Raw genomic sequence first — 19736 nt, 5'->3', positions numbered from 1 at the left:
GCGGCAACACCAATGCACCGTCCATCATGATCGCCGAAAAGGCGCCTGACATGATCAGGGCTGCAAGGTCTGGATGCGCGAGGANTTTGTCTTACGGCATTCCCAAGCGAAAGCCCGGAAAACCGCCTCACACTTTGCTGGAATTGCTTTTAGGCCAAGGCCCGCGCTTCGCGAAACGAGATCAGCTTGCGGCGGTTCTCGTCCCACAACGCCAGCTTGACGCAGCGCAGGCTGTCGAGAAGCGTGACGCGGCCGATGCCGCGCAGTTCGGGATAGTCGCGCAGCACTTCCTGCAGCCGGTAGCCCGGCACCTTGGCCGAGAGATGGTGCACGTGATGGACGCCGATATTGCCGGTGAACCAGTTCAGCACCGGCGGCAAATCATAATAGGACGAGCCGTGCAGGGCGGCACGCTGGAATTCCCACTCTTCGTCCTTCGCCCATTCCGTCTCCTCGAACTGGTGCTGGACGTAGAACAGCCAGATTCCGGCCGATCCGGCCAGGATCACGATCGGCAAATGGACGATCAGGAAAGCGCCGGGGCCGACCAGCCAGATAAGCAGCGCTGCCGCGACCGCGATGCCGAGATTGGTGGTCATCGACGACACCCAGGGCGTCAGGCCGCCGCGCATCATGCCGACCGGCAGCCTCTGCTCGAAGATGAACAGCCAGATCGGGCCAAGGCCGAACATCACCAGGGGATGGCGGTAGAGACGATAGGCAAGGCGTCCCCGCCAAGACAGCTGCCGGTATTCAGCAACCGTCAACGTCCTGATATCGCCCATGCCGCGCTCGTCAAGATTGCCGGCGCTGGCGTGATGGGTGGCGTGCGCGCGCCGCCAGCAATCGTAAGGGGTCAGCGTCAGCACGCCGAGCGCGCGGCCGATCCAGTCGTCGGCAGTGCGGTTGGCGAAGAAGGAGCCGTGGCCGCAATCGTGCTGGATCATGAAGATCCGCACCAGAAAACCGGCGGCGGGAAGGATCAGGATCAAGCCCCACCAGTGGCCATAGGAATAGGCTGCCGAAGACAGCGCCCACAGCGTAACGAAAGGAATAAGGGTGATGGCGAGTTCAAGAGTGCTGCGTCGCCGGTCGGGCTTCTTGTAGCGCGCCAGGATCTTCAACCAGGCGCGCTTGCTGTTGGCGGCCGTCTCGGGGGAAATCATGTTCATCAGGAAGCATAGGCGGGGCGTCCCGCTGCCGCAAGGAAAAGCTCACGCAAAATTACTGCGCGTAATTGTCGCGCGATAGCATCGCTATTGACGGCGTTGGCCGCCGGCCATGCTGGCTTCTATGCCGTCCAGCCGGTCGAGCAGGTCCCGGAAACGGGCGGGAATGTCGGCCTCGGTGCGGAAGGCCGGCAAGGTGCGCAAGAAGCGCGTCGTCGCCTCGGTGCCGAACTGGCGCCTGATGTCGGCGGCGAGCTCTTCGCTTCTGTTGCCAGTATTGCGGTCCATTGTCTCAAATCCTGTGTCGGTTTCAAAACTCCTCCAAGCTTTGAATGGTTCCCCATAGCGGGGTATTGGCAAGCAAAGGCTGCCGTTACGGTAAAGTTTGAATTAATTTTGAACGTCCTTGCGTCCCGCACCAAGTCCGACGGGCTGCCCGCAACATTGCCTGCTGTGGGGCGTCCTCCTGGGCTTGCCCCTTGATTTTTGGCCGCCAAACCTCGATATCGGGCGCAAATCCAAACCATTCGAATGACGGGAAATGGCGATGAGCGACCAGACAAAAGACGAACGCGCGCCCGAGGATATCGAAACGGCCGAGGCCGAGCGCACGCAAGGCGGCATCGACGGCGACTATGAAGCGCTGGTGCGGTTGCTGAAGGAAAACGAGGAGCTGAAGGACCGCGCGCTGCGCGTCGCAGCCGAGATGGAGAATCTGCGCCGCCGCACCGCCCGCGACGTGCATGATGCGCGCGCCTATGCGGTGGCCAATTTCGCCCGCGACATGCTGTCGGTGTCGGACAATCTGCGCCGCGCGCTCGATGCTATCCCCGCCGAGGCGAAAGCGGCCGGAGATGCCGGCTTCAAGGCGCTGATCGACGGCGTCGAGATCACCGAGCGCGCCATGCTGTCGACGCTGGAACGGCATGGGGTGAAGAAGCTTGAGCCGGAAGGTGAGAAGTTCGACCCGAATTTCCACCAGGCGATGTTCGAAGTGCCCAATCCAGATGTGCCGGCCAACACCGTCGTCCAGGTCGTGCAGCCGGGCTATTCGATCGGCGAGCGCGTGCTGCGGCCGGCCATGGTCGGGGTCGCCAAGGGCGGCCCCAAGATCGCGGCCACCGAAGCGCCGGTCGAGCCGGGGCCGGTGAACGAGCAGGCCGAGAAGGATGCGTGAGTAGGGAATAGCCAGTAGGGCATAGGGAATAGGGAATAGGGAATAGGGAATAGGGAATAGGGAATAGGCAGGCGTATCAATCGCGCGGCTTCGTGTTATTCATACTTTCCCTAATTCCCAATCCCTACTACCTCATGTCCCTGACACCCATCGACCTCCTCGACTATGCCGGCGTCGCCGTCTTTGCCGCGACCGGGGCGTTGGCGGCTTCGCGCAAGCAGCTCGACATTATCGGCTTCCTGTTTCTGGCCAGCGTCACCGGCATTGGCGGCGGCACGCTTCGCGACGTCATCCTCAACCTGCCCGTCTTTTGGGTCGCCAACTCCGGCTATGTGCTGGTTTGCGCGGCGGTTGCGGTGCTGGTCTTCTTCATCGCTCACCGCGTCGAATCCCGCTGGAAATGGCTGCTCTGGCTCGACGCCATCGGATTGGCGGCCTTTTCCGTAATGGGCGCGGCCAAGGGGCTGGCCATCACCGGCTCGCCGGTCGTCTCCGTTGTTATGGGCGTGCTGACAGCTACGTTCGGCGGCATCCTGCGCGATCTGCTGGCCGGCGAGCCATCGGTGCTGCTCAGGCCCGAAATCTACGTCACCGCCGCACTCGCGGGCGCCGGCCTCTACACACTTGGCGATCTTGCCGGCCTGCCACCGCTCGCCTCGGATGTCGCCGGCTTCGTCGCGGCTTTCCTGGTGCGCGGCGGCGCGCTGAAATTCGGCTGGACCTTTCCGTCCTACAAGAGCCGCCCGGGACGGCGACCGGAGGATATTCCGTAGGGAGAGGGATTAGGGAATAGGGAATAGTCGGTAGTCAGCAATTCGCGGCAGCCTTCACTACTGCCTACTGCCTACTGCCTACTGCCTCACGCCGCAAAGCGCTGCACTTCCCCGCCATAATAGTTGACGTAGCGGGCGCCGATTTCCTTGACCGGCATCACCACGAACACATCGACCGTGGAGAACTCACGGTCGATGACGCAGCCGTCGCCGATGCGGGCGCCGACGCGCAGATAGCCCTTGACCAACGGCGGCATGGCCGCGATCGCCGCCTTGGCGTTGACCGCCTCGATCGGCATCAGGTCCATCGAGCAATAGCGCCCGGAGACCGCCCGCACATCCCAGGCGGAGTTGGTCCGGCAGTGATGGGCAAGGTAGGTGAGCGCCTCGGCATGCGCAGCCGGCACCGTGCCAGGGAACGAGGCACAACCGGTCATCACGCCGATCTCATAGTGGTTGATGTAGGCCCAGATGCCTTGCCACAGCGCCTCGATGGTGCGCTTCGAGCGGTATTCCGGCAGCACGCAGGAGCGGCCGAGCTCAAGGAAGCGCTGGCCGGGATGGCGGGCGATCAGCTTGGTCAGTTCGAACTCGCCTTCGGAATAGAAGCCGCCGGCGGTCGCCGCAATCTCTTGCCGCAGCAGGCGGTAAGTGCCGACGATGCGGCGATGCTCGGGGCCGGAGATCGAGGTGTCAAGCACCAGCAGATGGTCGCACAGCGGGTCGAAGCGGTCGGCGTCGCGCCGGTCCTGCGCCTGGAACAGGTCCTTCCTGGCGCCAAGCTCGTCATAAAACACCCGGTAGCGCACTTCCTGCGCGGCGGCGATCTCGGCCTCATTGCGGGCAAGCCGCACTTCGAGATTGCCGATACGGCCCAGCGGTGCGCCTGTTGCGACGGCATCGGCGTTCCGCGCGGCGAGCAAAGCGCCGCCTGCGCTGGGCCGAGTGTCACATTCCGGCATAACTGTATGCACGAGTGATTCTCCTTCGAGCCATCCCTCTTGGCACGGGGATACGGTGTAGGTGCAACAGGATTGTGACAGTACCGTGATACGGCGCGACGGGCAATACTTCGTCGGCTGGCGAAAACCCTCATTCGGCTACCTACGTGACGCGAGGATTGCGCCAGCGTCGCGTCGCGCTGGGACGATTCACGCGACGCGCTTCTGTCTTTGTTTTGTGCATGTCGTCTTCTCAAAACCGGGGCCACTTTTGAGGGACATGAATTCAGGCGGCCACCTGGCCCTCGACGGCATGGACCAGCGCGTCGGGATCGAGCGGCTTGGTGACAAAGCCGCTGGCGCCATGGGCGAGCACGGTGTGGCGGGTCTTTTCCTGGCTGTCGGCCGAAAGCACCATGATCGGAACCGGCGGCACAGCCATTTCCTCCTCGTGGCGGCGGATGGCGGCGATCGCGTCCAGCCCGTCCATGACCGGCATGTGCAAATCCATCAGCACCACATCGAAGCGATTTTTCAGCCCGGCTTCGGTCACCGCCTCGACCGCGGCCTTGCCATTGCCGACCACTTTCACGCGATGTCCCGCCTTCAAAAGCGTGGCGCGGGCAAGCATGGCGTTGATGTCGTTGTCTTCGGCGATCAGCACCGACAAACCTTGCTGGCGCCCGCCATGGGCACGAAGCGAGGACGCGCCGGTCTTTTCCGGCTTGGGCGGCGGCAAGGCAGGGGCATGACTGGTCAGCAGCACGCGCAGCAGGGTTTCGCCGCGCACCGGCCTCGCCAAGAAGGTGGCGTAGCCGCTGGTGCGGAATTCGCCAAGCATGCCGCGGTCGGTCGGCGCGATCAGCGTGATCGCCTCGCAATCGGCAAAGCCACTCTGGCGCAGGCGCTTGAGCAGTCTGCCGTCGCCGTCCTCCAGGGCCGCGTCGATCAACAGCACATCGCAATGTTCGGCGAAGGGCGTCGCCTGGGAAGCGGTTGCGGCGACGTCGACGGCGCCGCCATGGGCGCGGATGGTGCGGGCGATGGCGTCCGCCTCGACGGCGTTCTTCGACACGATCACGGCGCGCCGGCCGGCGAGGATGTTCTGCCGGTTCTGCGGTGCTTCGGTTGCTCCTGCGGCCGGGATCTCGAAGACGAATTCCGATCCCTCGCCAAGCCGGCTCGACACCGAAATGGCACCGCCCATGGCGGCGACCAGGCGCCTCGATATGGCCAGACCGAGGCCGGCGCCGCCATGGGTGCGGGTCGAGGTGCCGTCGGACTGTTCGAACTCCTCGAAGATGCGCTCCATATCCTCTTCGCGCAGGCCAGGGCCGGTGTCGGCGACGGTGAAGCAGATGCGGTCGCTGGTCTCGGTGCGGGCCCGTGCAACCGAAACCAGCACGCCGCCGGTGTCGGTGAACTTGATCGCATTGCCGATCAGGTTGAGCAGCACCTGCCTGACTCTTCCCGGATCGGCCATGATCATCTGTGGCACGTCGGGCTCGACATGACAGCCGAGGCCGATGTTCTTGGCGAAGGCTTTCGCCGCCATCAGTTCGATGATGTTGTCGGCAATTTCACGCAACGATGTCGGCTGCGGTTCCGGGTCGAAGCGGCCGGCCTCGATCTTGGAATAGTCGAGCAGGTCTTCGATGAGCGCCAAAAGCGCGCTGGCCGAGGTCGAGACGGCGCCGACATAGGTGCGCTGCTCGGGCGACAGATTGGTGTCGGCCAGTAGCTTGGCCATGCCCATGATGCCGTTCATCGGCGTGCGGATCTCATGGCTGACGGTGGCGAGGAAGCGCGACTTGGCCTGGCTGGCATATTCGGCGCGCTCGCGCGCGGTGATCAACGAGGATTCGGCGCGCTTGCGGGCGGTGATGTCACGGGCAATCGCCCGGTGCGAGACGGCGCCGCTATCCTTGTCGCGCACCGACAGTTCGATCCACGAGAACCAGCGCGGACCGTTCGGCGTGCGGATGGAGACGTCGGTGGAACTCAGGCATTCGTGATCCGAAAAGGCGGCGTCGGGAACGATACCGACATCGATGCCGAGGTCGGCCAGAGTCCTGCCGGCAAGGTCGCGCTGATCGGTTCCGACGAGGCCGGCGAAAACCATGTTGGCATAGACGATGTGGCCGTCGCGGTCGCGGTGGACGACGAGATCGCCGAGCGCATCGATCAGCCCGCGAAAACGCTCCTCGCTCTCCTGCATCTCCCACATGCGGTCGGCCAGCGTCTCGATCTCGGCGCGGCTGCGCGCGGCGGTTTCGTCGAGCAAGGCCGTCGCGCGGTGGACGGTGCGGCGGTTGCGCAGGTGCATGGCGACGCCGGCAACGCCTGTCGCCAGCAGGCCGAGGGTGATGAAGATCGGCGCACCGGTGAGGTGGGAGAGGCCCGCCAGCACGACACTGGCGACCACCGTCAGGAACGGCAGGCCCTCGGACGTGGGGCGCGGCAAATCCGGCGCCAGCGGCGGCGCGGCAACATGCTGCCGCTTGGGCGTCGCCGGGTTCGGCCCGTCGATGCTTTCGGCGCGGCTCTTCTCTTTCCTGGCGGACTCCGCGATCATGCGGAACTCCTTGCCAGATAGAGATTATGGAAAAGCGCGGCGGATCGTTCGAATTTTAGCGGTCATGCATTTTTGCCGCCCGTTCTGGCGGCTTCGGGGCCTCACATATCCACGACCATGCGCCCCCTGATCTTGCCCTCGACGATGTCGTGGGCGGCGGCGATGATGTCGTCGAAGCCGATGGTCGTCGACAGGCCGGCGAGCTTTTGCAGATCGAGATCGCTGCCGATGCGGCGCCAGGCTTCGAGGCGCACGGCCTTGGGCGCCATCACCGAATCGATGCCGAGCAGCGAGACGCCGCGCAGGATGAACGGGGCGACGCTCGACGGCAGATCCATGCCACCCGCCAGGCCGCAGGCGGCGACCGCGCCGCCATAGGCGGTCATCGACAGCACATTGGCCAGCGTGTGGCTGCCGACGGCATCGATGCCGCCGGCCCAGCGCTCCTTGGCCAGCGGCTTGGCCGGCTGGGAGAGTTCCTCGCGCGAAATCACTTCGGCGGCACCGAGGTCGATCAGATAGGAGCTTTCGGCGTTGCGGCCGGTCGAGGCGATGACGTGATAGCCAAGGCTGGACAGGATCGAGACCGCGACCGACCCAACGCCGCCGGCTGCACCCGTCACCACCACCGGGCCGCGATCCGGCAGGATGCCGTGCCGCTCCAGCGCCATGACGCTGAGCATGGCCGTATAGCCGGCGGTGCCGACCGCCATCGCATCGTGCGCGCTGATGCCGTCGGGCAACGGCACCAGCCAGTCGCCGTTGACGCGGGCGCGCCCGGCATAGGCGCCGAAATGCGTCTCGCCGACGCCCCAGCCATTGAGGATGACCTTGTCGCCCTTGCGCCAGTCGGCATGCGATGAGGAGAGGACGGTTCCGGCGAAATCGATGCCCGGCACCAGCGGCCAGCGGCGGATCACTGGCGCTTTCCCAGTGATGGCCAGCCCGTCCTTGTAGTTGACCGTCGTCGCCTCGACCGCGACGGTTACGTCGCCTTCCATCAGATCGGCTTCGCCGAAATCGACGACCTCCACCGACTGTTTCTTTTCGGCGTCGCGCGAAACGAGGATGGCTTTGAAGGTTTCAGGCATCTCTTCTCCTCGGCTTCGCAAAGGCTGGCGGTCGGCATTGGCTGGCTCTGGCCGAACTGTGCGGCGACCGTCCGGCGAGGTCAATTGGTCAAAAGAGTCGGGCCGTCAGGCTTCTGGGCCTTGCGGCTTGGCCTCGCGCCGCCAGCCTATGAACTCGTCGAAGACGACCAGCGCCGCGCCGACCGAAATGAAGGCATCGGCGAGGTTGAAGACGGCGAAGGACCATACCGGCGTGTGGAACAATATATAGTCGATGACGTGGCCGTAGACGGCGCGGTCGATCAGATTGCCGATCGCACCGCCGATGATCAATGCAAAGCCGATGCGGGCCAGCACATGGCCGGCGGGGGTGCGCGTTGCGAGGTAAAGCACAAAGGCAACGACCACGACCGCGATGACGACCAGGCCGGTGTCGCCGAAGGACGAGAACATCGAGAAGGCGATGCCGGTATTGTAGGTGCGAAACAGCGCCAGGAATGGCACCAGGTCGAGCTTTTCCTGGAAGACGAGGCCGGTCTCGATCAGATGCTTTATCCACTGGTCGAGCGCGATTGCCACCACCACCAGCAGCGCATAGGGAGACCATGATTTCACGATGTGGCGTCCTCGGGGGCAAGTTTCAGCGCGCCGCGCCGGATCTCGAACAGCATGATTCCGGTGGCGACCGCCAAATTGAGTGAATCGGCGCGGCCGGCCTGCGGAATCCGCAGCAGCCGGTCGCAGCTTTCCGCCAGATTGTCGGGCAGGCCCTGCTGCTCATTGCCCATCATCAAGAGCACCGGTCCTCGGGAGAAATCGACCGAGCGGTAGTCGACCGAACCCTTCAGATGGGTGCCGACCACCAGGCCCGAGAAGCTGTTTCGCCAAGCCAGAAATGCTTCCGGCGTCGCCTTGGTCACCGGCACGGCGAAGATCGAGCCCATGGTGGCGCGCACGGTCTCGACAGAAAAAGGATCGGTAGTCTCGCCGACCAGGATGACGCCCTTGGCGCCGACGGCATCGACGGTGCGGATGACGGTGCCGAGATTGCCGGGATCGCGCACCCGGTCGAGCGCCACCCAGACGTCGCCGTCGTGAGCGCGGATGTCTCTTAGCGGCAGCAGTTTTTGCCGGAAGACGCCGACAACCATTTGCGGATTGTCACGGCGGGTGATGGCGACCAGCACTTTTTCGGACACTTCCAGCACGGTGCCGCCGGCGGCAACCGTGCGCGCCGCCACCTTTTCGACCGCCGCATTGCCGCGTCCGGCCTTGGCGAAAACCAGCGTCCTGATCGACCAGCCGAGGTCGAGGGCGTCGATGACCAGCTTCAGCCCTTCGGCCATGAAGGCGTTCTGCTGGTCGCGGAATTTCTTCTGGGCGAGCGCCTTGATGTCCTTGATCAGCGGATTGGCAAGGCTGGTGACTTCCTTGACCTGCCCGGGCGCACCTGCGTGCCGCTCATTCATTCGGGACTCCCGGGCATTCAGGTCTCCCGGGCATTCAGGCCACCCAGCGCGAAAACAGCGATGTCGACAGCGCCCGGCCGGCGGATTGCTCGCGGATGATCAGTTCGCCTGATTCAACCGTGCCGCCCATGCCGGCAAAGGTGTCGCGCATCAAGGCATGGATGGCGAAGAAGGAGGCGCGGATGGAATAGGCGGTCAGCACCACGGCGAGCGGTTTCGGCGTCAGAATCGCGCGGCAAAGATCGGTCAGGCCGGGCAGGTCCTCGAACAACTGCCAGACCTCGCCCTTGGGGCCGCGGCCATAGGCGGGCGGGTCGAACAGGATGATGTCGTAGCGGCTGCCGCGGCGCTCTTCGCGCTCGGCGAATTTCACTGCATCGTCGACGATCCAGCGGATCGGCTTGCTGCCGAGACCGGCCATTTCCTGGTTTTCGCGCGCCCAGCCGACCGCCTTCTTGGAGGCATCGACATGGGTGACCTCGGCGCCGGCACGGGCGGCTACGAGAGACGCGAGCCCGGTATAGCCGAACAGGTTCAGCACCTTGACCGGGCGCTTGGCCGCCGCGATCAGGCTGGCCATATGGTCCCAGTGCGAAGCCTGCTCGGGGAAGACGCCGACATGGCGAAACGAGGTGAAGCGGCCGAGATAGTCGATGCCGTCATGCTTCATCGGCCAGGTCTCGCCCAGCGGCACCTTCGGAAAACGCCAGCGGCCGATGCCTTCTTCGTCGGTATCGCCGGTGAAGATGGCGTCGGCTCGGTCCCAGTCCCTGGCGGGCAAGGCCTTTTGCCAGATCGCCTGTCCCTCGGGCCGCACGATGCGGTAGGGGCCGTATTGTTCGAGCTTTTCGCCGGCGCCGCTGTCGAGCAGTGCATAATCCTGATTGGGCGCAACTTCGAGGATCACCGGCAGGCGCTCAGTGGGCAGGACGCCTTCGCGACGCGCCAGGATACGGGGGGCGGGCTTCGGATCAGACCGGTCGTCCGGTTTTGTTTCGTGGCGTGGCTGTCTGGCTTCGGGTCGGACTGGTACGGTCTCCGGCTGCGGCCGCGCATGTTCGGTCCTGCCCTTTGCGGGCGGACGGTTGTCGCGGCGTTTGTCGCGAAAAGACTTCAAGCAGGAGCGTCTCCGGAGGCGGCAGGCCGCTTTTGACATAGGGTCACCGGCTGCGCAAACAAAATGGTCCAGCGTGCGAATGTCTGAGGTGGTGGACCTCGCTGAGGAAACAGGCAAATCTGGAATCATGTCCCGTTCCGAACGCCTGCTCGACTTGATCCAGATCCTGCGCCGGCATCGCCGGCCGGTGAGCGGTCGCACGCTTGCCGGCGAGATGGACGTTTCAATCCGAACGCTCTACCGCGACATTGCCACGCTGCAGGGGCAAGGCGCGCCGATCGAGGGCGAGGCTGGGCTGGGATATGTGCTGAAACCCGGCTTCATGCTGCCGCCGCTGATGTTCACCGACGAGGAGATCGAGGCCATCGTTCTGGGATCGCGTCGGGTTGCCAGACAACCGGACACGCGGCTGTCGGCCGCCGCCACCGACGCGCTGGCCAAGATCGCCGCTGTGCTGCCGGACGATCTGCGCGAGGACCTCGATGCGACCGCGCTTTTGGTCGGGCCGCACGGCGATGCTGTCGAAAGCATCGACCTTGGCCTGGTGCGCCAGGCGATCCGCAACGAGAGAAAACTCGGCTTTCTTTACCGCGACGCCGGCGGCGCCGCCTCCGAGCGCTTGATCTGGCCATTCGCGCTCGGCTTTTTCGACAAGGTGCGGGTGGTGGTGGCCTGGTGCGAGACGCGGCAGGATTTCAGACATTTTCGCGCCGACCGGATGTCGGGGCTCAACACCACGGATATCCGCTATCCGCGTCGTCGGCAGGCGCTGCTGAAGGAATGGCGCGCGACGCTGGACGCACCGAAGCGCCAGCCTGGCGCTTAATGCTCCTTTCCACGCGCCCACAAGACGCTGCTGCCAGAATCTGACAGTGGCGTCACCTATGCTCCTCCAATCGAAACCTGGAGAGCAGACATGAACACCCCCAATTTCGTCATCCTTTATGTCGACAGCCCGGAGCGGAGCGGCGCCTTCTACGGTGCGCTGCTGGGACGCCAGCCGGTGGAGACGTCGCCGACCTTCGTGCTGTTCGTGCTCGACAATGGGTTCAAGCTCGGCCTGTGGTCGCGCCACACCGTGGAGCCGGCGGCCGCAGCGGCGGGCGGCGGTGCGGAGCTCGTCTTCGCGTTGGACCGGCCTGATGCGGTGGACGCCGCCTACACGGACTGGGCAGGACGCGGCTTGACCATCCTGCAGACGCCGACCGACATGGACTTCGGCCGCACCTTCGTTGCGCTCGATCCCGACAAGCACCGGCTGCGCGTCTACTGGCTGAACGATGGAGAACAGGCCAATGGGGAACAGCAATGAGTGCACACTGGATCGCGGTCGCTTCCGCCGAACATGTCCGGCGCGGCCGCGAGGCCGGCTTCATGCAGGTCAACCACGGCAAGGCGGCACCTTTGCGCCGCATCAAGCCCGGCGACGGCATCATCTACTACTCGCCGACCGCAATTCTGCGCGAGAAGGACGGCCTGCAGGCCTTCACGGCAATCGGCACCGTGCGAGAAGGCGAGCCTTACCAGGGCGACATGGGTGGTGGCTTCACGCCGTTCCGCAGGGATGTCGAATGGGCCAAGGCCGAGGAAGCGCCGATCAAGCCGCTGCTCGAGCAGCTCGACTTCACCGCGGGCAAATCGAACTGGGGTTATCAACTGCGCTTTGGCCTGTTCGAAATTACGGCGCATGATTTCGCGCTGATCGCCGAGGCGATGGGCGCTGCCATGAAGGCAGGCTGAAGCATCCAGCCGCCGGATGGGCAAGGCACACCGTGACAAGGCTGCTGACACCAAGTTGTCAGCAGCCTTGTGCGACAAGCGATTGTCTTCAGATAGCGACGCGCTTGCCCAGGATCCGCATCATTACCGACCAGATGAAGCCCTTGGTGGCATTCTACGAGACGATCACCGGGCTTACCGCAACCTGGTTGACAGACGATTTCGCCGAACTGGCAACGTCGTCCTGCACATTGGCGATCGGCAGCACCCGCACGCTGGCCCTGTTCGGAACTGATGTGGCGCAGCCGTCCGCCAATCGCTCAGCGATCGTCGAGTTTCGCGTCGCCGATGTTGATGCTGAGTACAGCAGGCTGGCGAAAATCATCGGCGATTTCGTTCAGACGCCGACGACGATGCCATGGGGTAACCGGTCGCTGCTGCTGCGCGATCCCGATGGCAATCTGGTGAACTTCTTCACCCCGGTCGGCGCGGAAGCGATCAGGAACTTCGATCGCAGAACCGGCGCAGACGCTACTGCTTGAGCGCGTTGTAGACGGCAATGCCGGCGGCAAGGTCCTCAAGCGCGGCGCCGACCGACTTGAACAGCGTGACCTCAGTGGGGCTCTGCCGGCCCTGTTTTTCCCCGCGCGCCAGCTCATGCAGATCGGCGACGATGGCTTCCGGCTTCAGCACGCCGGAGGCGAGCGGCTGGACGATGTCGCCGGCTTCCTTGGTGGCGCCGGCGCGGGTGTCGACATAGACGCGGGCGCGCGCGATCGCGTCGTCGTCGCTCTCGCGCATGGTCGGCGTGAAGCCGCCGACCAGATCGACATGCGCGCCCGGCTTGAGCAGCGCACCCTTGACCAGCGGCGTCGTCGTGATCGTCGCCGATGAGACGATGTCGGCCTCGGCGAGTTCGGCGTCGAGATCGCTTGCGGCCTCGGCGTTGAAACCGTCCGCGCGCAAATCAGCCGCGACCTTTTCGGCATTGGCGGGCGTGCGGTTCCAGATGCGGATGGTCTTGATCGGCCGCACCGCGGAGTGCGCCTTGGCGAGGAACGGCGACAGCGCGCCGGCGCCGACCACCAGAAGCCGCGATGCGTCCTCGCGGGCGAGATAGGAGGCCGCCACCGCCGAGGCGCAAGCGGTGCGCCACTGTGTCAGCCGTTGGCCGTCGATCAGCGCTTCGGGCTCGCCGGTGGCGCCGTTGAGCAGGAGGTAGAGCCCCATTACCGCCGGTTTGCCGATGGCGTTGTTGTCGGGCGATACGGTGACGATCTTGACGCCGATATGACCCCCGACCGACGTGCCGGCCGCATGGAAGTCGGTCCACGCCGGCATCAAAAGCAGCGTGGATGTGGCACCGTCGGGCCGCTCGACCCCGTGATGATGGCGGACGGGTTGCACAGCACCCTCGCGGAAGGCCGCGCGCAATGTCTCGACCAGCCCGGGAAAGGTCAGCGCCTGGTCGACAGCGTCGGCCGAAATGGTCAGCATGCAAAACTCCGCGAAGATAAAAGCGCCGGCTTCAGGCCGTTGGCTTCGGCAGCGCCGGCCCTTGGCCCGAGCCTTGCGGTGCGGCGGGTACCCGGCTGACCGCCTGGCGCAAATTCTCGGCCTCGACGCCGCGCTGGCGCGCCAGCTTGCGGTAGCGGCCCTGCTTGACCCAGGTCGCCAGGCTGCCGACGACCATGCCGATGGCGAGCGCCACGAACAGGAAGATGAACAGCGGCAAGGTCAGCGTCAGTTTCGGATTGCCGGGGTTGAACGGGTCGAGCGTGAAGGCGACCAGCTCGCGGTTGGCGACGGCCAGCGCAATCAGGATGACGGCGAGCGGCACGAAGACCACGATAAGTATGAAGCGGTTCAACATAGAGATTCCCTGGAGAAGGCAGGCCTTGATAAGGTCGGCGCGTGGTCCGCGCCTACTTGCCGCCATTCAGCCTTTCACGCAATTCCTTGCCGGTCTTGAAGAACGGCACCCACTTCTCCTCGACCTCGACGGATTCGCCGGTGCGCGGGTTGCGGCCGGTGCGGGCAGGGCGATTTTTCACCGAAAAAGCGCCGAAGCCACGCAACTCGACCCGATTGCCTTCCGCCAGGGCATCGGTGATCTCGTCGAAGATCGCTCCCACGATGTTTTCGACGTCGCGCAGGAAAAGATGCGGGTTGCGCGTGGCAATGATCTGCACAAGCTCGGATTTGATCATCAGAAAGGTCCCCGTGAAAGCGCTGCGGTCAAATTATCAGGATGATTTTATTTGCTTTTTTACTCGCCCCAACCGGCAGATCAAGGGTGCCAGACGGAAACGAGACCGTCAAGAAACAAGCGATCCGCGCCAATTTCGTGAAGCACGTCGCTGCCGGCCTCCGACAGGCCGAGCGCGCTGCCGACGCTGCGCGCTATTGCTTTCGAGAACAGGAAGCCGCCACGCCGCTCGGTGTCCTTCCATTCCACCACCTTGAGCTTGGCGTCGACACCCTTGGTCGCCAGCCAGTCGATCGCCACGCTCTCGCCGCCGACAGCGTCGATCAGACCGTTGGCAAGGCCCTGGCGGCCGGTGAAGATCGAGCCGTCGGCAAGGGCCAGTGCCTGATCGCGGGTCATTTTGCGGCGCTCGGCGACGATGCCGACGAACCAGTCATAGCTGTCGAGGATGAGCTTGCGGACCATGGCTCGCTCGTCTTCATTGGTCGGCTTGAAGGGCGAGGGCGATGCCTTCAGCGGCGAGGATTTCACTTCCTCGAGCTTGATGCCGACCTTGTCCATCAGACCGCTGACATCGGGATACTGGATGAGCACACCGATCGAGCCGACGATCGACGTCTTGCGGGCAACGATATGGTCGCTGGCACTGGCGATCATGTAGCCGGCCGATGCGGCCAGCGTGCCGACCTCGGCCACCACCGGCTTGTCGGCGGCAAGCTTGCGCACCTCCTCGTAGATCGATTCGCCGCCGACCGTGGTGCCGCCGGGCGAATCGATCGCCAGGATGACGCCCTTGACCTGCGAGGACGTGCGGATGGTTTCCAGCCGCTTGATCAGTTCCTCGTCTTCGGTGATTGTGCCTTCGATCCTGACCTTGGCGATGTGGTCGACGGAAGAACCGCCGAGGTCGCCGCCATAGAACCAGCTTGCAAGCGCAATCACCCCAAGGGCCACGACGGCAATGGCGGCGCCGCGCCAGAAGGTCAGCTTGCGCCGCAAGCGGCGGCGGTCGATCAGGTCGTCGGCTCTCAGTGCCATGGTCTGCCTCACAGTCGGTGGGAAGCGATGCTTTTAAAGCAAGCGTCCGCGCCCGGCTACCTCTTCCTCAAGGGCCTGCGACGAAGCGACCTTCACGACGGAGGCATTTCAGGAAAAAATGACGCGGCGCGTTCGTTTCTGCTATGAAGTGACGAAATTGTGTCGCCTGAGTTCCGTCTGTAAAACAGCGGCCGTCACATTTTTGCGGTTTTCCTCCGCTTGTGCTTGCTTGCGGGGGCCGGCAACCCACCTATAGCAGGTGTTTTGGCGGACAAGGGTTTATTAGAAGTCAGTCATGCTTGCGCGATCGAACGAACCGACCAATGCCGATGCGGCCTTGGCGCCCACGGCGCCAGCGGGCACGCGCGGCGACGCCTTCGACCGCGCCCAGCGCCACTCGCGCCGCGTGCGCGTGCTTAAGTTTGCCGTGCCGGTGCTTGCCGCCGGGATCGCGGTTGCGTTTCCGGTCTATTCCTATCTGGCGGCGCCGATCAACATTTCGATACAGGCAGACGGCACCGCTTTCGCGGATGGCAAGCTGGTGATGGCCAATCCGAAGCTCAACGGCTTCACCAAGGACAAGCTGCCCTATTCGCTGACGGCCTTGCGCGCCATCCAGGATGTCGGCAAGCAGGACATCATCGAACTCGAAGGCATCCATGCCAAATTGCCGCTGACGGCCGACAATGTGGCGACCGTCGACGCCAAGCGCGGGATCTACAACAGAAACGCCAACACGATGGACATGACCAGCGACGTTACCGTCACCACCACCGACGGCGTCGCTGCCATCTTCAAATCGGTCTTCCTCGATATGGGCAAAGGCTCTATGAAGACAGGTGATGCGGTCGATGTCAGCCGTAACGGCTCGCGGATCACCGCGGGTTCAATGTCGGTCGAAGACAATGGCAAGGTCATCGTTTTCGAGAACAAGGTAAGCGTTCACATCGATCCGGCCACTATGAAGGCGGCAGAGGCAAAGAGCGGAGAAACGAATGCGTCCCAGTAATTCGGCACGGCTTGTCGCCGCAGCTTCGGCCTTGCTGTTGCTGGGTATGGCGCCGTCCTGGGCTCAGTCCAGCGCCAGCAGCCAGTCCGGGCTCAAACTGTCGGGCGACCAGCCGATCCAGATCGAGAGCGACAAACTTGAGGTCCGCCAGGCCGACAGCATGGCGCTGTTCAGCGGCAACGTCACCGTCACGCAAGGGCCAACGCTGCTCAAGGCCGGCAGCATGGAGGTCTACTACGTCAAGGACCCCAACGCCGCCAAAGGTGCTGCCGCCGGCGCTTCGGCGATGACCGGTTCGGCCAATATCGACCATCTGGTGGTCAAGAACAAAGTCTACATCAAGTCGAATGACCAGATCGCCACCGGCGACAACGCCACGTTCGACATGAAGACGCAGGTGCTAGTTCTGTCGGGCAAGGAGGTCGTCTTGTCCCAAGGACCCAACGTCCTCAAGGGCTGCAAGCTCACCGTGCAGATGAAAAGCGGCCTTGCTCAGGTCGATGGCTGCGGCGGGCGCGTCATCATGTCGATGACGCCGCCACCGAAATCCGAGGCCCCGAAGCCCGAATGACTGGCGTGTCTTCGCTGCTGACCCGCCTTCCGGGACGGGCGGCCAGTAAACTTGCAGCACCGGCCACAGTCACCGTTGATTCCTCGAAGTTCAAGGGCACCCTGATCGCCAAGGGTCTGACCAAGAGCTACAAGGGCCGCAAGGTGGTCAGCGGTGTCACCATCGGCGTGCGCGCCGGCGAGGCTGTCGGGCTGCTCGGGCCGAACGGCGCCGGCAAGACCACCTGTTTCTACATGGTCACCGGCTTGGTGCCGGTCGATGAGGGCACGATCGAGATCGACGGTTTCGACGTCACCTCGATGCCGATGTACCGCCGCGCCCGCCTCGGCATCGGCTATTTGCCGCAGGAAGCCTCGATCTTCCGCGGCCTGAATGTCGAGCAGAACATCCGCGCCGTGCTCGAAGTGGTTGAGAAGGACCGCAAGGTGCGCGAGCGCAATCTCGACGAACTGCTCGAGGAATTTCACATCAGCCATCTGCGGAAGTCGCCGTCCATGTCGCTGTCGGGTGGCGAGCGGCGGCGTCTTGAGATCGCCCGAGCTTTGGCGACGCGCCCGGCCTACATGCTGCTCGACGAGCCGTTCGCCGGCATCGACCCGATTGCCGTCGCCGACATCCAGCAGCTGGTTCGTCATCTAACGGCGCGCGGCATCGGCGTGCTGATTACCGACCACAATGTGCGCGAAACGCTCGGCCTCATCGACCGCGCCTACATCATCCATGCCGGCCAGGTGCTGACTCATGGCCGTGCCGACGAGGTGGTGGCGAACCCCGATGTGCGCCGGCTCTACCTCGGCGAAGGTTTCACGCTCTGAGCGTGAAATTTGTTTCCTGACGTGATTTTTGCCGCCCCGCCGGGCTTTTTTCTCCGATTTTGCGTGAGATAATGCTTCGGTAGGGGCCTTTTGCCATCGTTCGCCTTGACAAGCAAAAGCCGGGCCAGTTTCTATGGAAGGTCGGAAATATTCATTTTCCGGCAGCTTCTGATGTGTAGGCTTCCGGGTGCAGAAGGGCGTTTGAAACCGAACCATGGCGTTGGCGGCGAAACTACAGCTACGACAATCCCAGTCGCTGGTGATGACGCCGCAGCTGATGCAGTCGATCAGGCTGTTGCAGCTCACCCATGTCGAGCTCGACCACTTCATCGACGACGAGATCGAGCGCAATCCGCTGCTGGAGCGCGCCGAGCCCCAGGATGACGCCGCAAGCGACCAGGTGCAGAAGGGCGATGCCGCTCCTGAGCCTGCCGCCGATGGCGACTGGTTCGAAAACGAGACGGCGTGGAGCGCCGAAGCGATCTCCGACAAGCTCGACAGCTCGCTGGAAAATCTGTTCCCCGACGATCCCGGCACCAGCGAGCGGCTCGGCCCGGACCTGACGGCGCAGTGGAAGTCGGCCACCGGCAATAGTTCGTCCGGTTCTTCCGAAGGCTTCGACGTCGGCGACATGGCAGCCGCAGCGATCACGCTGCGCCAGCATGTTGGCGAGCAGATCGCGCTTGCCTTTGCCGATCCGACCGCAAGGCTGATCGCAGCCGAACTGGCCGACGGCCTGGACGAGGCCGGCTATCTGCGCGCCGATCCCGCCGAGATCGCCAAACGGCTCGGCGCCGATCAGGCGATGGTGGCCAATGTGCTGGCAGCCTGCCACACATTCGAGCCGGTCGGCCTGTTTGCGCGCGACCTTGCCGAATGCCTGTCGCTGCAGCTTGCCATGCGCGATCGTCTCGATCCGGCGATGAAGACGCTGATCGGCAACCTAGAACTCCTGGCGCGGCGCGATTTCCAGACGCTGAAGCGGCTTTGCGGGGTCGACGAGGAGGATCTCCTCGACATGCTGGCCGAAATCCGCGCGCTCGACCCGCGCCCGGGCATGGCGTTTTCGGGCGGCGCCAGCGACGCCATCGTCGCCGATGTCGAAGTCCGCGCCGCCAATGACGGCAGCTGGACGGTCGAGCTCAATGCCGAGACGCTGCCGCGCGTGCTTGTCGATCACATCTATTTCGCCCAGGTCTCGCCGCATGCGAAGAATCAGGCGGAGAAGGATTTCCTGGCCGAATGCCTGCAGAATGCCAACTGGCTGACGCGCAGTCTCGACCAGCGGGCAAAGACGATCCTGAAAGTGGCGTCGGAAATCGTGCGCCAGCAGGACGCTTTTCTCGTCCATGGCGTGCGTCAGCTCAGGCCGCTCAACCTGCGCACGGTGGCCGATGCCATCGGCATGCATGAATCGACCGTCAGCCGGGTGACGGCCAACAAATACATGCTGACGCCGCGTGGCGTGTTCGAGCTGCGTTATTTCTTCACGGCTTCGATCGCGGCGTCGGGCGGCGGTGATGCGCATTCCTCGGAAGCGGTGCGCGACCGCATCAAGCAGCTGATCGACGAGGAAAAGCCCGCCGATGTGCTGTCCGATGACGCAATCGTCGATATGTTGAAGGAAAGCGGCGTCGATATTGCCCGGCGCACGGTGGCCAAGTACCGGGAGGGTATGAATATTCCCTCGTCGGTGCAGCGGCGGCGTGAAAAGCGCGCTCTGGCGAGCGCGGGGCGCTAGGTCTGCTTGCCCGGCAAGGCTTTTGCTATGGCTGGATTCCACAACTTTCCGACCTTAAAGCGCATCGCGCTGAAACGGATTCATACGACGCGCTTTAAGTCTTTGTTTTGATGCATGTCGTTGTCCCAGAACCGCAGCGCACTTCTGGGCGACATGCATTAATTGACAAGCTGCAATGAAGTGTCTAGAAGCCCGCCCGCATGAGACGGGCTCGCGGCCCGCATGCGGATGGTCCGTCACGATGAAGGCCACGGGACGGCCAAGAAGGCGGATTGTGATCAACCGGAAAGTTCGGATCTAAAATCGGCGCGAGTTGACGCCGCAAAGCTTGTGCGCACGGATC

22 protein-coding genes are annotated in these 19736 nt (G+C 63.8%); 10 read left to right on the top strand and 12 right to left on the bottom strand.

The annotated features are described in order from the left end of the window. Positions 1–149: 149 nt before the first annotated feature. Together X727_RS159910 and X727_RS159915 are read right to left on the bottom strand one after the other, a co-directional pair. The gene (locus tag X727_RS159910; RefSeq protein ID WP_023691976.1) at positions 150–1172 is read right to left on the bottom strand and encodes a fatty acid desaturase; all 1023 of its coding nucleotides are present in this window, start codon (positions 1170–1172) and stop codon (positions 150–152) included. Between the two features lie 84 nt (positions 1173–1256). After that, positions 1257–1457, bottom strand: coding sequence for a hypothetical protein (locus X727_RS159915; RefSeq protein ID WP_023669766.1), 201 nt, complete (start codon positions 1455–1457; stop codon positions 1257–1259). Positions 1458–1716: 259 nt separating this feature from the next. On the opposite strand from X727_RS159915, the gene grpE reads away from it, so the two are divergent. Together grpE and X727_RS159925 are read left to right on the top strand one after the other, a co-directional pair. Beyond that, positions 1717–2346 carry a nucleotide exchange factor GrpE gene (gene grpE, locus X727_RS159920; protein WP_023691975.1) on the top strand — a complete coding sequence of 210 codons (630 nt, stop codon included), beginning with the start codon at positions 1717–1719 and terminating at the stop codon, positions 2344–2346. A 140-nt stretch (positions 2347–2486) separates the two neighbouring features. After that, positions 2487–3119 (top strand): trimeric intracellular cation channel family protein, encoded by a 633-nt coding sequence (locus tag X727_RS159925; RefSeq protein ID WP_023744087.1) that lies wholly within the window; start codon positions 2487–2489, stop codon positions 3117–3119. Between the two features lie 86 nt (positions 3120–3205). Here X727_RS159925 and X727_RS159930 read toward each other — a convergent pair whose 3' ends face one another. The 6 genes from X727_RS159930 to X727_RS159955 form a co-directional block, all read right to left on the bottom strand. Continuing rightward, positions 3206–4093, bottom strand: a complete 888-nt coding sequence (locus X727_RS159930) for a GNAT family N-acetyltransferase (protein WP_031203911.1) — start codon at positions 4091–4093, stop codon at positions 3206–3208. 253 nt (positions 4094–4346) lie between these two features. Next, entirely contained in the window at positions 4347–6635 is a 2289-nt protein-coding gene (locus tag X727_RS159935) for a response regulator (RefSeq protein WP_023817162.1), read from the bottom strand. Positions 6636–6736: 101 nt separating this feature from the next. Then, complete coding sequence (locus tag X727_RS159940; RefSeq protein WP_023740833.1) at positions 6737–7726, bottom strand: MDR family oxidoreductase; 990 nt, start codon at positions 7724–7726, stop codon at positions 6737–6739. 105 nt (positions 7727–7831) lie between these two features. Next, complete coding sequence (gene lspA / locus X727_RS159945; protein ID WP_023817163.1) at positions 7832–8320, bottom strand: signal peptidase II; 489 nt, start codon at positions 8318–8320, stop codon at positions 7832–7834. Then, positions 8317–9174: an RNA methyltransferase gene (locus X727_RS159950; protein WP_023817164.1), complete on the bottom strand. Its 858-nt coding sequence runs from the start codon at positions 9172–9174 to the stop codon at positions 8317–8319. The genes lspA and X727_RS159950 overlap by 4 nt, the downstream gene beginning before the upstream one ends. Before the next feature lie 34 nt (positions 9175–9208). Then, entirely contained in the window at positions 9209–10291 is a 1083-nt protein-coding gene (locus X727_RS159955) for a class I SAM-dependent rRNA methyltransferase (protein WP_023833675.1), read from the bottom strand. A 127-nt stretch (positions 10292–10418) separates the two neighbouring features. On the opposite strand from X727_RS159955, the gene X727_RS159960 reads away from it, so the two are divergent. The 4 genes from X727_RS159960 (at position 10419) to X727_RS159975 (ending at position 12552) form a co-directional block, all read left to right on the top strand. Next, on the top strand, positions 10419–11117 hold the full coding sequence (locus X727_RS159960) for a YafY family protein (protein WP_023833674.1): 699 nt from the start codon (positions 10419–10421) through the stop codon (positions 11115–11117). 90 nt (positions 11118–11207) lie between these two features. Beyond that, on the top strand, positions 11208–11603 hold the full coding sequence (locus tag X727_RS159965) for a VOC family protein (RefSeq protein WP_023712334.1): 396 nt from the start codon (positions 11208–11210) through the stop codon (positions 11601–11603). Beyond that, positions 11600–12031: an EVE domain-containing protein gene (locus X727_RS159970; protein ID WP_023833673.1), complete on the top strand. Its 432-nt coding sequence runs from the start codon at positions 11600–11602 to the stop codon at positions 12029–12031. The genes X727_RS159965 and X727_RS159970 overlap by 4 nt, the downstream gene beginning before the upstream one ends. Positions 12032–12135: 104 nt before the next feature. Further along, positions 12136–12552, top strand: coding sequence for a VOC family protein (locus X727_RS159975; RefSeq protein ID WP_031203909.1), 417 nt, complete (start codon positions 12136–12138; stop codon positions 12550–12552). Here the strand turns inward: X727_RS159975 and X727_RS159980 are convergent. From X727_RS159980 to sppA, 4 genes are all read right to left on the bottom strand, one after another. After that, positions 12542–13507, bottom strand: a complete 966-nt coding sequence (locus X727_RS159980) for an ornithine cyclodeaminase family protein (protein WP_023683067.1) — start codon at positions 13505–13507, stop codon at positions 12542–12544. The genes X727_RS159975 and X727_RS159980 overlap by 11 nt on opposite strands. A gap of 31 nt (positions 13508–13538) precedes the next feature. After that, entirely contained in the window at positions 13539–13883 is a 345-nt protein-coding gene (locus tag X727_RS159985; RefSeq protein ID WP_023698203.1) for a lipopolysaccharide assembly protein LapA domain-containing protein, read from the bottom strand. Positions 13884–13935: 52 nt separating this feature from the next. Next, positions 13936–14220: an integration host factor subunit beta gene (locus X727_RS159990; RefSeq protein ID WP_006200394.1), complete on the bottom strand. Its 285-nt coding sequence runs from the start codon at positions 14218–14220 to the stop codon at positions 13936–13938. A gap of 80 nt (positions 14221–14300) precedes the next feature. Beyond that, on the bottom strand, positions 14301–15257 hold the full coding sequence (gene sppA, locus X727_RS159995) for a signal peptide peptidase SppA (protein ID WP_023820573.1): 957 nt from the start codon (positions 15255–15257) through the stop codon (positions 14301–14303). Positions 15258–15552: 295 nt separating this feature from the next. On the opposite strand from sppA, the gene lptC reads away from it, so the two are divergent. The 4 genes from lptC to rpoN all read left to right on the top strand — a co-directional run bounded on the left by lptC (position 15553) and on the right by rpoN (position 19393). Further along, entirely contained in the window at positions 15553–16266 is a 714-nt protein-coding gene (lptC, locus tag X727_RS160000; RefSeq protein ID WP_023669748.1) for an LPS export ABC transporter periplasmic protein LptC, read from the top strand. Then, positions 16253–16837: an LptA/OstA family protein gene (locus X727_RS160005; protein WP_023683069.1), complete on the top strand. Its 585-nt coding sequence runs from the start codon at positions 16253–16255 to the stop codon at positions 16835–16837. The genes lptC and X727_RS160005 overlap by 14 nt, the downstream gene beginning before the upstream one ends. Beyond that, a complete protein-coding gene (gene lptB / locus X727_RS160010; protein WP_023669746.1) occupies positions 16834–17652 on the top strand; it encodes an LPS export ABC transporter ATP-binding protein in 819 nt (272 codons plus the stop codon). The genes X727_RS160005 and lptB overlap by 4 nt, the downstream gene beginning before the upstream one ends. A 214-nt stretch (positions 17653–17866) precedes the next feature. Continuing rightward, positions 17867–19393, top strand: a complete 1527-nt coding sequence (gene rpoN, locus X727_RS160015; protein WP_023833671.1) for an RNA polymerase factor sigma-54 — start codon at positions 17867–17869, stop codon at positions 19391–19393. Positions 19394–19736: the final 343 nt, after the last annotated feature.

Source organism: Mesorhizobium sp. L103C105A0 (genome assembly GCF_000502215.1).
In the GTDB taxonomy this organism is placed as follows: Bacteria; Pseudomonadota; Alphaproteobacteria; order Rhizobiales; family Rhizobiaceae; genus Mesorhizobium.
Note: the sequence above shows the minus strand (reverse complement) of the source record. Positions and strands in the feature narration are given on the sequence as shown.

What these genes read in the sequence shown, in the direction of transcription:
- X727_RS159910 (WP_023691976.1), bottom strand. Translation starts at nt 1,172, where the DNA reads ATGAACATGATTTCCCCCGAGACGGCCGCCAACAGCAAGCGCGCCTGG.
- X727_RS159915 (WP_023669766.1), bottom strand. Translation starts at nt 1,457, where the DNA reads ATGGACCGCAATACTGGCAACAGAAGCGAAGAGCTCGCCGCCGACATC.
- grpE (WP_023691975.1), top strand. Translation starts at nt 1,717, where the DNA reads ATGAGCGACCAGACAAAAGACGAACGCGCGCCCGAGGATATCGAAACG.
- X727_RS159935 (WP_023817162.1), bottom strand. Translation starts at nt 6,635, where the DNA reads ATGATCGCGGAGTCCGCCAGGAAAGAGAAGAGCCGCGCCGAAAGCATC.
- X727_RS159940 (WP_023740833.1), bottom strand. Translation starts at nt 7,726, where the DNA reads ATGCCTGAAACCTTCAAAGCCATCCTCGTTTCGCGCGACGCCGAAAAG.
- X727_RS159950 (WP_023817164.1), bottom strand. Translation starts at nt 9,174, where the DNA reads ATGAATGAGCGGCACGCAGGTGCGCCCGGGCAGGTCAAGGAAGTCACC.
- X727_RS159960 (WP_023833674.1), top strand. Translation starts at nt 10,419, where the DNA reads ATGTCCCGTTCCGAACGCCTGCTCGACTTGATCCAGATCCTGCGCCGG.
- X727_RS159965 (WP_023712334.1), top strand. Translation starts at nt 11,208, where the DNA reads ATGAACACCCCCAATTTCGTCATCCTTTATGTCGACAGCCCGGAGCGG.
- X727_RS159970 (WP_023833673.1), top strand. Translation starts at nt 11,600, where the DNA reads ATGAGTGCACACTGGATCGCGGTCGCTTCCGCCGAACATGTCCGGCGC.
- X727_RS159980 (WP_023683067.1), bottom strand. Translation starts at nt 13,507, where the DNA reads ATGCTGACCATTTCGGCCGACGCTGTCGACCAGGCGCTGACCTTTCCC.
- X727_RS159985 (WP_023698203.1), bottom strand. Translation starts at nt 13,883, where the DNA reads ATGTTGAACCGCTTCATACTTATCGTGGTCTTCGTGCCGCTCGCCGTC.
- X727_RS159990 (WP_006200394.1), bottom strand. Translation starts at nt 14,220, where the DNA reads ATGATCAAATCCGAGCTTGTGCAGATCATTGCCACGCGCAACCCGCAT.
- sppA (WP_023820573.1), bottom strand. Translation starts at nt 15,257, where the DNA reads ATGGCACTGAGAGCCGACGACCTGATCGACCGCCGCCGCTTGCGGCGC.
- lptC (WP_023669748.1), top strand. Translation starts at nt 15,553, where the DNA reads ATGCTTGCGCGATCGAACGAACCGACCAATGCCGATGCGGCCTTGGCG.
- X727_RS160005 (WP_023683069.1), top strand. Translation starts at nt 16,253, where the DNA reads ATGCGTCCCAGTAATTCGGCACGGCTTGTCGCCGCAGCTTCGGCCTTG.
- lptB (WP_023669746.1), top strand. Translation starts at nt 16,834, where the DNA reads ATGACTGGCGTGTCTTCGCTGCTGACCCGCCTTCCGGGACGGGCGGCC.
- rpoN (WP_023833671.1), top strand. Translation starts at nt 17,867, where the DNA reads ATGGCGTTGGCGGCGAAACTACAGCTACGACAATCCCAGTCGCTGGTG.